The sequence below is a fragment of the Lentilitoribacter sp. JB5-8 genome (assembly GCF_055693385.1).
Map to the genome: position 1 here is coordinate 1796219 of NZ_CM146332.1, position 12497 is coordinate 1808715.

Here is a 12497-nt window from a genome sequence, read left to right on the forward strand (position 1 = left end):
TGTAACCGCATACATGGAGAATTTGATCTGCTTTTACCGTTCAGCTTGGAAAATCTTACCTTTCAAGAGTCTCATTTTTTAATCAATATAGGGAAAATCTTGAAAAGGAGATTCCAATGTTTGAGAAAAAGATGGTTGAAGGTCTTAATCGGGGACTTGCTAAACTAACTTTGGAACAGCGAATTTTGTTTATAAAAGAACGGTTTAGCCGCGCGGCTATCCTGTCAAAATTCGATTGGGCGGACCAATATCTCACATGGCTCTTCACCACTAATGACAGTGACGTGGCTTTGCATGCTAATATCACGGCAAAACAGAAAGATCAGGCTGTTTTGCGCCAAATTACCAGTGAGCGGTATGAAATTTCGTTTGATGAGCTGGATGAAGATGTTCGACAAACCTTGAAGAAATATGATGCATGGATTACCAGCGCGCATAAATCCCAGGATGTAGATTTATCTGATGACGGAACATCACCAAAATTTGCCATTTGGCGTGAGGATTTGAACGTGATTGAGATAAATCCGCTTGCAGATTTCACACCTGACGATGTCGAAATGGCTGTATTAAAGCATGAGATCCCTGTCAATCTTGCGGAAATTGGGGTATCATCTGGTGTGGGAGGCCAGGATGAACTAGATGGTTTGATCATTACCTCAAAACGCGATCGACAGGCTCATAATGTAGCCAGATCGTGAGGCTAGTGCTCTAAAATCTTATAGCTAGGCGCACTCATGACGGCCCAAATACAGACTGAAAATTCGCAAGACACCGCGCAGGTCCAAACCCCACGCGATAGTGTAAAGCGTTCTTTTGCTAAGGCGGTATCTTGGCGTGTCGTTGGCACGCTCGATACATTTTTATTATCCTTTGTTATTATCACATTTCTTGCCCCCTGGTTTGGATTTGATCTTGTCGGTGAAGGTGGGAGCATAATCCATACCGCAAGTTACATTGCGATTGCTGAAGTTATTACCAAGCTCTTTATCTATAGTGCTCATGAACAGGTTTGGACGCGCGTATCTTGGGGCAAAAACACAGCTTATGGGCAAATGCCGGAAACCAAAGCCAGATCGGTTGCAAAAACAGCCACATGGCGTGTTTTAGCATCGCTCGATACAATGCTGCTGGCATGGTTTTTTACAGGTGATTTGCTTACAGCTTTCTCAATCGGCAGTTTCGAAGTGATCACCAAGCTCTTTTTGTATTTTTTCCATGAAAGAATTTGGCAAAGAATTCGATTTGGGATTAGTTAACTTCGTTTCAGATCAGACATGGAAAAGCCCGGCAGGCTGTTTATCAACTTACCGGGCTAGATAATGCGTATCTGAAGTTTAACGCTTGGCAAATACCTTGCGCACAATCGCTGTCCCGATCACCAATGCGGCGATGCCGAATAACACGAAATTTGCGTCGTGCATTAGGCTTTCATTGCCTGTGTGATGTATGCTTGGATGCGCCAATGCAGCAGAAGATGAAACGACGAGAGTTGTGAATGCTAGACTTAGTTTTTTCAAGGGATCTGTCCTATTCCTGAAGGTTCGATTTAAGTATTGTCATAAGGTCCACATCTTCACGCTCGGTGAGAGAGACATAAGTAAATGTCATGGTTTCACGTTCTGAGACCATTTCTCCGGGGAAGGGCATGTAAACGAGTTCACGCGATCCAAATGCTGGTGAAGCCGTCCCTATTTGCCAATTGGATGTGATGTTGGTGTCAACCAAATGCATGGTCAGTCCATCGGTTCCCTGTTTTTGGAAGTCGACACGCGCCAAGCGTAAATAGCTGGTCTTGTCTTTCGCTTCGCGGAAGCCATCGACAAATTGTGTCGCAAGGGTTTGCAGTTCAGCACGTTGCTCAGAACCGCTATCGCCATGCACATGGCTGTGCAGATGATCGTGCTCATGATTATGCGTATGTCGATGATCATGACTATGATCATTCCCGTGGCCATGATTGTGGTCATGCGAGTGATGATGATGTCTACCCATTTGGTTTCAAGCTCCATCCATCTGTTGGCGTATCTGGGCCAGGTTCAATCGTCACAGGTTTATCAATGATATGCTTATGCGCACCCATTTTGCCATGAGAGACGAGCGTTCCAAGCACATCCACAATCACACGTGTGGCCAAAAGCGCGGTAATATCAGAGCAATCATATGGCGGTGAAACTTCCACCACTTCCAGACCGCAAATACCCTCTTTTGCAACAAGGGAAACAAGCTCCAAGGCTTCACGTGGTAAGAACCCACCGGGTTCCGGCCAGCCAGTTCCAGGAACAAATCCGCAATCGACACTATCGATATCAAACGAGATATAAACCGCATCTGCATCTTTCCAAGCCAATTCAAGAGCGCGTGCGGCCGTTTCAGCAAGACCCAGCTCTTCAATATCGCGCATGGTGAAGATATTGGTGTTGCGATCACGCGCAACTTTCACACCATCACGCGGCACTTGCCAACCACCAATACCAACTTGAACCAAATTAACCGCAGGCACATTGGCAAGGTCAGTCGCATGGAACCATGGTGTTGTATGCATGCGTTCATCAAGATCTTTTTCTTGGATATCAATATGACGATCAAAGTGAACGATACCGATACGTTTGGAAGTACAATTTGCGATACCGCGCACACAAGGGAAACCAATTGAGTGATCACCACCGATAATAATCGGAAGCGCACCTGATGATGCCACGTGGCTTACAGCGCGCGTAACCTGATCAAAGGTTTTTTCGATATTGGCCGGGATGGTAAACACATCACCCACATCACAAAGGGTCATTTGTTCACGAAGATCAATACCCATCTCATAGTTATAAGGTGTGTAAAGCGCAGAAATTTTCCGCACGCCCTGCGGACCAAAACGTGTACCCGGGCGATAGGTGGTTCCACCATCAAATGGCACGCCGATAATCGCAGCATCATAATCACCAACGCGTGTTGCATCTTCAATATAAGGTGCTTTTAGAAACGTGTTGATACCTGCGTAATGCGGTAACTCACCACGCGCAAATGTCGGGATTGTTTTATCCTCGATGCTATCAGCACCGGTTAATCCCATCCGAAGCGCCCATTTTTGCTCACGCTTCCAAGCATCATTTGGCAGCTCAGCTTCGCGCTGGACAGATTTCCAGCCTTTCATCTGCAATTTGTCAAAATCAGGGTGGTGTGCGCGTGAAGTCGGTTTCCGATTTTCAACGCCCACTTTGTGTGCGTGCCGCGCTCTTTTATCGGCAAACAGATCAATCATTTAAGTCTCCTCAGTAGAATTAGGTGCTTTAGCAAAGTACATCTCTGCGTCTTGCGAGTTTGATTGGGTACAACTTGCTATATTCAAGTCGTAGGTAATGGTTGCGCCATAGGCATTTGGCGCATGTGGGTCATGGCGGATTTTGTCAAAAACCAACATGCGGGTCCCAAGTTTGAAAGCTTCATTTAAATCATGCGTGACCATGAAAATGGTCATGTTGAGGTCTTCCCAAAGTTGGAGTAATAACTCATGCATATCGAGCCGGATGCCAGGATCAAGCGCGCCAAACGGCTCGTCTAACAGCAGAATTTTAGGCTCTTTTAAGAGCGCCTGCGCAATGGCTAAACGCTGTTGCATGCCGCCTGATAATTGCGATGGAAATTTATCGCGCGCTGCAGAAAGGCCAATTTTATCAAGCGTTTCATTAACTTTATCAAGCGCAGCTTTTTTATCTTTTCCAAACAGCTTGCCGGTCAAAGGCGCTGTGTCAAATTCTTGGCTCAGCAGCAAATTGCCTTCCACGGTAAGGTGAGGGAAGACCGAGTATTTCTGAAACACAATCCCTCTGTCAGCTGTGGGCTCATCAGGTAGCTTTTCACCATCAAGCAAAATTTGCCCGCGGGTTGGTAACTCTTGCGATAATAACATGCGCAAGAAGGTTGATTTACCGCAGCCTGAGGCGCCAACAATGGTACAAAACGTGTCTTTTTCAACGCTAATATTGACCCGTTCAAGCACTGGTACTTGGTCATAGAACTTCGCAACATTTTGAACAGATATGATGGTATCTTGTTGGCTCATAGGCTTTCTCCCTCAAGATGGTGCCAAGGGAAAATCTTGATCGAAAGTGCCAGCAATAAGCGGTCAATCAAAAAGGCTAAAAGCGTGATCCAGACTACGTAGGGTAAGATCACATCCATTGCTAAATATCGACGGACCAAAAAGATGCGATAACCCAGCCCCGAGGTTGAGGCGATCGCTTCGGCAGAAATGAGAAAGATCCAACCTGGCACAAGGGCAAGGCGAATAGCGCTGATAAGCTTGGGCATGGTTTGCGGGATAACAAGGCGCATCAACATTTGCCACACACTCGCGCCCAGCGTTTCTGCTTTAATGATCATTTCCCGCGGAATATCCATCACCGCTTGCGCAGTAGATCGCATCATGATTGGCGCGGTGCCAAATACGATCAAAGCTATTTTGGAAACTTCACCAAGACCAAAAATAATGAACAAAATCGGCAGTACCGTAATCGGTGGAATAAGAGAAAAACTTGCAAGGAATGGAGCCAACGCACTGCGCACCACGGGGATAAAACCAATTGCGATACCAACGATGAGCGCCAGCAAGGTTGCAATCGCAATCCCAGCACCGAGCCGCAACAAACTATCGAGTGTATCGGTCCATAAAAGCAAATCCCCAGAGCGACGATCAGGCACAAAAGCATAGCGATAAAAAGTAGCCATCATCTGCTCAATCGATGGCAATAACTTATCCGCTGGATTATCCAAACGCCTGTAATGGCTGGCAATCGCATAGGCCACGACAAGGGCGATGAATGGCAATATACCTAAAAACAACGCCAGCGAATGTGTAGGCTTTTGATTGATGATGCGCATGTTGAAAGCTCCGAGTTGTCCGTCCGCCTTACAAAAAGGCGAACGGTTTTTTGTGGGAGATTAAGAAGACAGCGTTTTACAACGCGCCATCTGCAGCCATTTGCATGTATGTGTTGTCAAAGCGAAGTTTGACATTATTGGCATCGCCATATGTACTGCCATCAGGGAAGGCGACACCGACAAATTCTGGGCTTGGCGCGCCTTCACCCAAAATACCTTTGTCGAACAAGAACTCTGCAACAAACTTCATGGTGCCCGGCAATTCGCTTGAGGCTGTAAACGCCACAGCTTCTGAAGGCTCATAGAACATTTTTGTTGTTGCCAATTGCGCATTGTAACCTGCAAGGTCTGTGCCTGATGCTGTTGCCATTGCAGTGAGCGCTGCTTCATCACCTGATTCCATCAACCCAAGAACTTCATACCATGCACCCGTAAGTGCTTTACCAAAGGCTGGATTGTCAGCAAGCGTTTCCGTATTGACCATCATGATATCGATGATCTCACCTGAAATATCCGCGCTGTTGAACACTTTTGTGGCGTTGGCTTGCGCTTCAATCTCAGACAAAAGCGGGTTCCAAGTCACAACAGATGTCACATCATCTGTTGCATAAGCAGCAATCATATCAGCGTCAGATGTGTTCACCACAGTTACGTCTTTTTCCGACATGCCAACGCTTTCAAGTCCACGCGCAAGCAGGTAATGCGATACAGATAATTCAACAAGATTTACCGATTGGCCCTTAATGTCTGCAAGGCTGGTTTTGTCTTTCAAAATGATGCCGTCGTTACCGTTGGAATAGTCACCAACAAGCAATGCAGTGGTATCAACACCACCACCTGCAGGAATGGATAGCGCATCCATATTGGTCATGGAGCAGCCGTCATATTCGCCAGCTGTATATTGGTTGATGGATTCTACATAGTCGTTGATCTGGACGATCTCGACATCAATCTCATATTTGTCGGCCCATTTTTTCATAATGCCGCTATCTTGCAAATAGCCCCATGGCATCCAACCCACATAGATTGACCAGCAAACTTTAAATTCTTTTTTCTCTTCTGAAAATGCTGATGAACCGGATGCGATGGCTAGAGGCAAAGCGATGATTGAGGCAGAAAGAAGTGCTTTGGTAAACTGTTTAATCATGTTTGTACCCTTTTGTTATGACCAACTTTCATAGTTAGCCCGTTCCCTCGAACGTCGATGTAAAAGGATTTGCGCACAAACCGGGAGTCAGTTTGCGTGCGCAAACCTGTGCAGTAGTCTCCCGGGATTTTGCCCCGCCGTGTCACTGGAATTCTCCAGCTTGCATCTCTCGGACCAGCGTTTCATTTTCGAAACCGGAACCCTAGATGCGCTGCACATGATAAAAACAATGCAAAGACTATGCCAAACTAGGAAAATTACGGTTTTTATGGGGTATTTGATGATTAAGTTTGCTCAATTGAACACCAAATCCATACAAGTGATGAATTATTGTGCATTTGTTATGCCAGGAATTGGAACCCCGGTATCCATTTTGTGCGGACATTTTGATTGAAGATTGCGGATTTCAGACGAGATATTGCCCACGCACCGTAATGTCACTATGTTCTCGTAAACGTCTAGAAACATGCCGGGGAATCCATGACCGACTTTTTAATGCTCGCATTCATATTTCTAATTGCAGGGGTTGTTGCTGTTCCAATTGCAACGCGACTGGGATTAGGTTCAGTACTTGGCTACTTGATTGCTGGTATTTTGATCTCACCTGTTCTTGCCGCGCTCAATGTGGACGTGGTTTCGATCCAGCATTTTGCTGAATTTGGTGTGGTGATGATGCTGTTTTTGGTTGGGTTAGAACTTGAGCCAAAGCTGCTTTGGGAAATGCGTGGTAAGTTGATTGGTCTAGGTGGTGGGCAGGTGGGCTTAACCACGCTCGCAGCCATGGGCATTGCCATGGCGTTTGGTCAACCTTGGACGATTGCGCTCGCAATCGGCATGGTGTTGGCACTTTCATCTACGGCGATTGTGCTGCAAACGCTCAATGAAAAAGGCTTAATGAAAAGCGATGGCGGACAATCAAGTTTCTCCGTGCTTTTAACGCAAGACATTGCAGTTATCCCGATGTTGGCGTTCATTCCGCTTCTTGCTGTGCCGGAATTAATGGATGTGGCAGCCAATACTGCTTCTCATGCAACTGATGCCGCTTCTCATGCCGCAGATAGTGCGCATTCTGGCGATGGGCATGGTGATGGCCACGGTGATGCCCACGGTGATGACAGTCACGGTTCATCCATGAGCCTTGTGGATGGATTAAGTGGTTGGCAGACAGCATTGGTCACTCTCGGCGCAATTGGTTTTGTGCTTCTTGCAGGTAGCTATCTGACAACGCCAGTCTTTCGTTTTATTTCAGCGGCGAACTTGCGCGAATTATTCGTAGCAACAGCATTGATGATGGTCGTAGGCATTGCTCTTCTAATGTCGCTCGTGGGTCTATCGCCAGCGCTTGGTACATTCTTGGCCGGTGTGGTGCTAGCCAATAGCGAATATCGTCACGAACTTGAATCCGATATTGACCCGTTTAAAGGCCTTCTGCTGGGCTTGTTCTTTATGACCGTTGGCGCGGGCATCAACTTTGTGCTCTTGTTTGATAATCTAGCGATCATTGTTGCGCTAACCATTGGGCTGATGCTGCTCAAAGCTGGGGTGCTATTGATACTCGCTTATATCTTTAAGCTTCGTGGCGCTGATAAATGGTTGTTTGCACTTGGCTTGGCACAAGCGGGTGAATTTGGCTTCGTACTATTGTCATTCACTGTTGCTAACAGCGTGATCCCGCAAGCTATTGCAGATCAACTGCTGTTGATCGTGGCGCTTTCAATGCTGCTCACGCCTCTGCTCTTCATTTTGTATGACAAAGTGATCGCACCTAAATATGTGGTTGATCAAGAACGTGATAGTGATGAGATCGAAGAGAAAAACCATATCATCATTGCAGGGCGTGGTCGCGTCGGCGGTGTAATTGAGCGCATGCTGCGCGTTGCAGGCTACAGCGCTACGGTGATTGATTTTAGCTCTAAACAAATTGACACGATGAAAATCTTTGGCTTACGCACTTATTACGGAGATGCAACGCGTCCTGATATGATGCATGCAGCCGGGATCAATGAAGCTAAACTCTTGATCATCGCCATTGATGACAAGGAACAGATCACCGAGATGGTTCGCCATGTCACCAAGCATCACCCACATGTGCATGTTCTTGCACGAGCTGTTGATCGTAATCACGTTTATGATCTTTGGTATGCCGGTTGCCGCGATATTGTTCGCGAAACATTTGATGGCTCCATTCGCATGGGTGCTTCGGCATTTGAAGCGCTCGGTGTGGATCGTGAACATTCAATTCAAATGGGTGAAGCTTTCCGCCGCATGGATCGTAGAGCAATGTTGGATGTTGCCGATAAATACGACCCATCAATTCCAGCAATGGAAAATGAAGAGTTTATTCAAAGCATTCTTGCCAATCTTGATGAATGGCAACGTGACTTGCGTGATGAAATGGATGAAATCCAAAAAGGTGAGCAAACCTCAGCTAAATCGTAAGGCGAGGGTCGTTTTATGCAAAGCCAGATCAGGCGATCTGGTTCATCTCGTGTAATTCAACATTGGCGATTTTGCCTTTGGTGGCGTCACCATTGGCTTTGATATGCGGTGAGTTCATGTGATCTTGCCAAAGGTCTCTGGTTTCCCAAAGTTCGAAAAATAGAAAGACAGCTGGGTCGTCATTGCTCTGGTGCAAATCATATTGAATGCACCCGGCTTCTGCGCGCGTTGGTTCAACTAAACTGCTCAATTGTTTGGCGAGGAATTCCTCTTCGCCTTTTTCTGCTGTTAATTTTGCAACAATTGTCAAAGTCATGTGGTTCCCCTTATTCCTTAGCGCGCAGTTTCAAATAGACTACGAACATCGTGCAAGCTTGTCACAACTTTTGTTGCCATTTGTCTTGTTTCATCTTTTGGCTGCTTTAAATCCGGCACAACAATGACGCTGATATTGGCAGAATAAGCAGCTTTTGCACCGTTATCGCTGTCTTCAAGTGCAAGACAAAACTCTGGGTCAATCCCTACATGGTTCGCAGCTTTTAGATAAATATCCGGTGCAGGTTTACCATTGTTCACCTGATCACCACCTACAATGTATTCGAAATAGTCAAAGATGCCGGAGCTTTTGAGCTTCTTTAAAGCCATCTCGGTTCGCGTAGATGTAGCTACCGCGCGGCGAATATTATTGTCCACCAGATAATCAAGCAGCTCTGTCAGACCCGGCTTTAGATCAATACCATGCGTAAAAAGATGATCTGCATAAATCTCAATAAAGGCATCATCTAATCCATCGGGCAGGGGGTGCCCAAGCTTTTGGGACATATAGGCTTCAGCGCCTTTGCGGTTCATGCCAATGATATCGAAGAGCCATTGATCTTCAACATTAAGCCCAAGGCGTTTGGTCGCCTTTTTCATCGATTGCATGGAAATAGTTTCGGTATCCAACATGAGGCCATCCATGTCGAACAATACTGCTTTAATATGCTGCATTAAATGCTCCAGAATTGGAGTAACGGGGAATAATGCGTGTGCTTAGACCAGAAGATTTTGACAATGGCAAGACAGATGACCCCAGATAGGTCACGTCCCTGATCACATCTTATGTCGATTAGTTATATTGTGCGCCATAGCGCTTTTCGAGCGCGATGCAGCCCCAAACAATACCGTATAACAAGAAAAAATGTCGCCAGTGGTCGTTATCAATCACGATACCAACAATGGCATGACCAAAGAGCAAAATCATCGCCAGCATGAAATATTTCTGCCAAGGGCGTTCACGCAGCATGAATTTAAGACCAAAATAAAATGTCATGAAGAACAAGGTCATATAACTGATAAATCCAAGCCAGCCATAAGCCATCAGCGATTTTAGATACATATTGTGCGTATCCTCGCCAAAGATCAGACCAAATTCGAGTGGACCAATGCCAAGCGGATGTTCCATCGCTATGGCAAAGCCAATCGCATGGCGGGCAAAACGGCCCAAGCGAGCTCCGTCATATTCCTGCACCAGTTGTGCACGTGTGGAAAATAACTCAGCGATCTGATCAATTTGCAACGCTATTAGTATTGCGCCAATGAGTAGAACAAAACCTGCCATCGACATCAAAAAGATTTTAAGCTGAAATCCACCGCTTCGATATTTCACCAGCAATAGCGAGACGAGCAAAAGGCCGCAAATGGCATAAAGCCCCCATGCGGCACGTGAGAAGGATAAGAACACCCCGAGCGTTATGATCAACAAGCCGACAGTGCGTAAAGGGGCGTCTTTGAGTTTACCAGTGATCAGACCATGTAAAAGATACATCGCCGGCAACACCAAAAACGGACCAAACACGTTGGGATCCTGAAAAGCACCCATTGCGCGGCCATAACGCGTAAAGACTTCACCGCCGGGAATAACACCCAAATATCCGCCGATACCCAGTAGAGAAGTGATACAGGCAGAGACAACATACATTTTAAAGATCACCGAGAGCTTTTTGTGATCCTGTTCGATGACCGCTGCAAAAAACACCGAGGTGAGTGCAAGGAACAGTGTGACCGCCAGATAAAGCGGGATATCGCCATAAGCGTCCATGGTGAGCATCGAACCCAGACCGCCAATATTATATAACAGCCAAAGCACCAGAAGAGGTGCTACGGTTCGTGAAATCTTGAGACCTGCAAGAAACCAAACACCCAATACAACACATAACAATAACTCATATGGCGCGGGTTCACGCATCACAAAGCCAGATGTGAGCATACAAAAACCAATCGCCCAATTGCCAATGGTCGTAGTCGAAATGGTCAATTGACCAATTCGCAGTCCCATGCCTTTCGAAGCGCTAATCGGTTGCGCTACATATCCAGCACCATAGGGGTTATAATTGGCAGGTAGATCACTCAATATGCATTTTCCGTATTAAGAAGACTGAACGGGGTTTTGACCAAGATCTTTACATCAAACCACAATGACCAGTTCTCAATATAATCAAGATCATATTCAGTCCGCTGTTTAATCTTATCATCCGATGTGATCTCACCACGAAGACCATTGATCTGTGCCCAACCCGTAATGCCAGGTTTCACACGATGGCGCGCAAAATACCCGTCGACAACATCAGCGAAATATTTGTTTTGTGCCTGCGCTACAACGGCGTGCGGGCGAGGGCCCACAAGCGATACATTACCGATTAGCACATTGAACAATTGTGGTAATTCGTCAATCGAGGTCTTGCGAATAAAACGCCCTACAGGTGTTACGCGTGGATCGTCTTTGGTGACAAGGTTCGCTGCTTTTTCATCCGACATCTCCGTGTACATGGAACGGAATTTATAGATTAAGATTTCCTCGTTATTAATGCCGTGGCGCTTTTGTTTGAAGAAAATCGGGCCCTTCGATGTCATTTTCACCGCAATGGCAGCGCCGAGCATAATTGGCCATAACAAAGCCAATGCAACAAGCGCGAAGAAAATATCAAACAAGCGCTTACTGACGGAATCCCAGTCAGCAATCGGTTTATCAAACAAATCCAGCATTGGGATCTTACTGTTTGGCATGAAGCTATAAAAACGCGGGCGGAATTTCATAGAATTGGCATGCGCGGCAAGTCGAATATCAACCGGCAACACCCATAAATGCTTTAGCATACCGATCCAGCGGCTTTCAGCTGCAAGCGGCAGTGTTAGAATGATCAGATCAATCTGCGTCATGCGAGCGAATGCAATCACATCTTTGACTGTGCCGAGCTTTGGGTAACCCGCAACAACGGGTGGTGAACGATCATCAGAACGATCATCAAACAGACCGCAAATACGAATATCGTTATCAGGTTCCGCTTCGATATCTCGGATTAGTTTTTTTGCAGCATCAGCGCCACCGACAATCACCGCACGGCGTTCCATGAAACCATTGCGGTTCCATTTTTTCATTGAGATTGCAAACAAGACACGCGTCACACAGATAAACGCTGTCCCGCCAACAAACCAGGAGCTGAACCAGTTCCAGTCAAACAGAAAATTAAAATCAATGAAGTATCCACCCAATGCCATGAGCGCAAAGAGGGATGACACAATAGCCATGGCGCGCGGTAATACACGAATACCAGCAGATAGACTTTGTGTGGTGTAAAGGCCACCAGCATAATAAGCCATTGCGAGCAGGATGGTGGATAAGACAATAACGCTAGAGTGGCTCATCCAAGTGCCATCTAAGTGGTGACCTTGAGAGAAATAGGGTACAAAACCCGCAACCAAAAAGCCAATGGCTTCAAATACGCGGAAACTGCCGCGAATAATAGCAGGCGAGTAGTTTTCATCGGCTAATTGTTCAGCGATATGACGTGCCAGACGGTTGAGATTGTTCTTTTCAACCCCATTGACTGTATTCTTTTCTAAGATATCAGAATTGTCATCAGGAACCAGGTCGGTTGGCTCCAAAGGAGCTGATTTTACCTCGTTGACCTTATCAGAAATACGATTACTCATGATACTTACCCGCTACTCAAACACCCTCTAAAACACATAGAGGAACTCAAACTTAGATAAATGGTAG

Annotated in this window: 13 protein-coding genes and 1 riboswitch; of the genes, 3 read left to right on the plus strand and 10 right to left on the minus strand. The window is 46.2% G+C overall.

Going from position 1 to position 12497, the window contains the following annotated elements; translation table 11 throughout:
* The first annotated feature begins 116 nt into the window (after positions 1-116).
* Complete coding sequence (locus tag ACZ1GZ_RS08625; protein WP_472668094.1) at positions 117-698, plus strand: hypothetical protein; 582 nt, start codon at positions 117-119, stop codon at positions 696-698.
* A gap of 36 nt (positions 699-734) precedes the next feature.
* Complete coding sequence (locus tag ACZ1GZ_RS08630) at positions 735-1256, plus strand: DUF2061 domain-containing protein (protein WP_472668095.1); 522 nt, start codon at positions 735-737, stop codon at positions 1254-1256.
* Between the two features lie 78 nt (positions 1257-1334).
* On the opposite strand, the gene ACZ1GZ_RS08635 is transcribed toward ACZ1GZ_RS08630, so the two are convergent.
* The 6 genes from ACZ1GZ_RS08635 to ACZ1GZ_RS08660 form a co-directional block, all read right to left on the minus strand.
* Complete coding sequence (locus ACZ1GZ_RS08635; protein ID WP_472668096.1) at positions 1335-1517, minus strand: hypothetical protein; 183 nt, start codon at positions 1515-1517, stop codon at positions 1335-1337.
* Positions 1518-1527: 10 nt separating this feature from the next.
* The gene (locus ACZ1GZ_RS08640; protein WP_472668097.1) at positions 1528-1992 is read right to left on the minus strand and encodes a hypothetical protein; all 465 of its coding nucleotides are present in this window, start codon (positions 1990-1992) and stop codon (positions 1528-1530) included.
* The gene (locus ACZ1GZ_RS08645; RefSeq protein WP_472668098.1) at positions 1985-3253 is read right to left on the minus strand and encodes an agmatinase family protein; all 1269 of its coding nucleotides are present in this window, start codon (positions 3251-3253) and stop codon (positions 1985-1987) included. Before ACZ1GZ_RS08645 ends, ACZ1GZ_RS08640 begins: the two co-directional genes overlap by 8 nt.
* On the minus strand, positions 3254-4054 hold the full coding sequence (locus tag ACZ1GZ_RS08650) for an ABC transporter ATP-binding protein (RefSeq protein ID WP_472668099.1): 801 nt from the start codon (positions 4052-4054) through the stop codon (positions 3254-3256).
* The gene (locus tag ACZ1GZ_RS08655; RefSeq protein ID WP_472668100.1) at positions 4051-4872 is read right to left on the minus strand and encodes an ABC transporter permease; all 822 of its coding nucleotides are present in this window, start codon (positions 4870-4872) and stop codon (positions 4051-4053) included. The genes ACZ1GZ_RS08650 and ACZ1GZ_RS08655 overlap by 4 nt, the downstream gene beginning before the upstream one ends.
* Positions 4873-4948: 76 nt before the next feature.
* Positions 4949-6016, minus strand: a complete 1068-nt coding sequence (locus tag ACZ1GZ_RS08660) for a putative urea ABC transporter substrate-binding protein (RefSeq protein WP_472668265.1) — start codon at positions 6014-6016, stop codon at positions 4949-4951.
* 119 nt (positions 6017-6135) lie between these two features.
* Positions 6136-6236, minus strand: a riboswitch (guanidine-I (ykkC/yxkD leader).
* Between the two features lie 263 nt (positions 6237-6499).
* Here ACZ1GZ_RS08660 and ACZ1GZ_RS08665 point away from each other — a divergent pair.
* Positions 6500-8458: a cation:proton antiporter domain-containing protein gene (locus tag ACZ1GZ_RS08665; protein ID WP_472668101.1), complete on the plus strand. Its 1959-nt coding sequence runs from the start codon at positions 6500-6502 to the stop codon at positions 8456-8458.
* 28 nt (positions 8459-8486) lie between these two features.
* On the opposite strand, the gene ACZ1GZ_RS08670 is transcribed toward ACZ1GZ_RS08665, so the two are convergent.
* The 4 genes from ACZ1GZ_RS08670 to ACZ1GZ_RS08685 form a co-directional block, all read right to left on the minus strand.
* A complete protein-coding gene (locus ACZ1GZ_RS08670; RefSeq protein WP_472668102.1) occupies positions 8487-8774 on the minus strand; it encodes a putative quinol monooxygenase in 288 nt (95 codons plus the stop codon).
* Positions 8775-8791: 17 nt separating this feature from the next.
* On the minus strand, positions 8792-9448 hold the full coding sequence (locus tag ACZ1GZ_RS08675; protein WP_472668103.1) for an HAD family hydrolase: 657 nt from the start codon (positions 9446-9448) through the stop codon (positions 8792-8794).
* 118 nt (positions 9449-9566) lie between these two features.
* Positions 9567-10775, minus strand: a complete 1209-nt coding sequence (locus ACZ1GZ_RS08680) for an O-antigen ligase family protein (protein ID WP_472668266.1) — start codon at positions 10773-10775, stop codon at positions 9567-9569.
* 71 nt (positions 10776-10846) lie between these two features.
* Positions 10847-12430, minus strand: coding sequence for an undecaprenyl-phosphate glucose phosphotransferase (locus ACZ1GZ_RS08685; protein ID WP_472668104.1), 1584 nt, complete (start codon positions 12428-12430; stop codon positions 10847-10849).
* Positions 12431-12497: the final 67 nt, after the last annotated feature.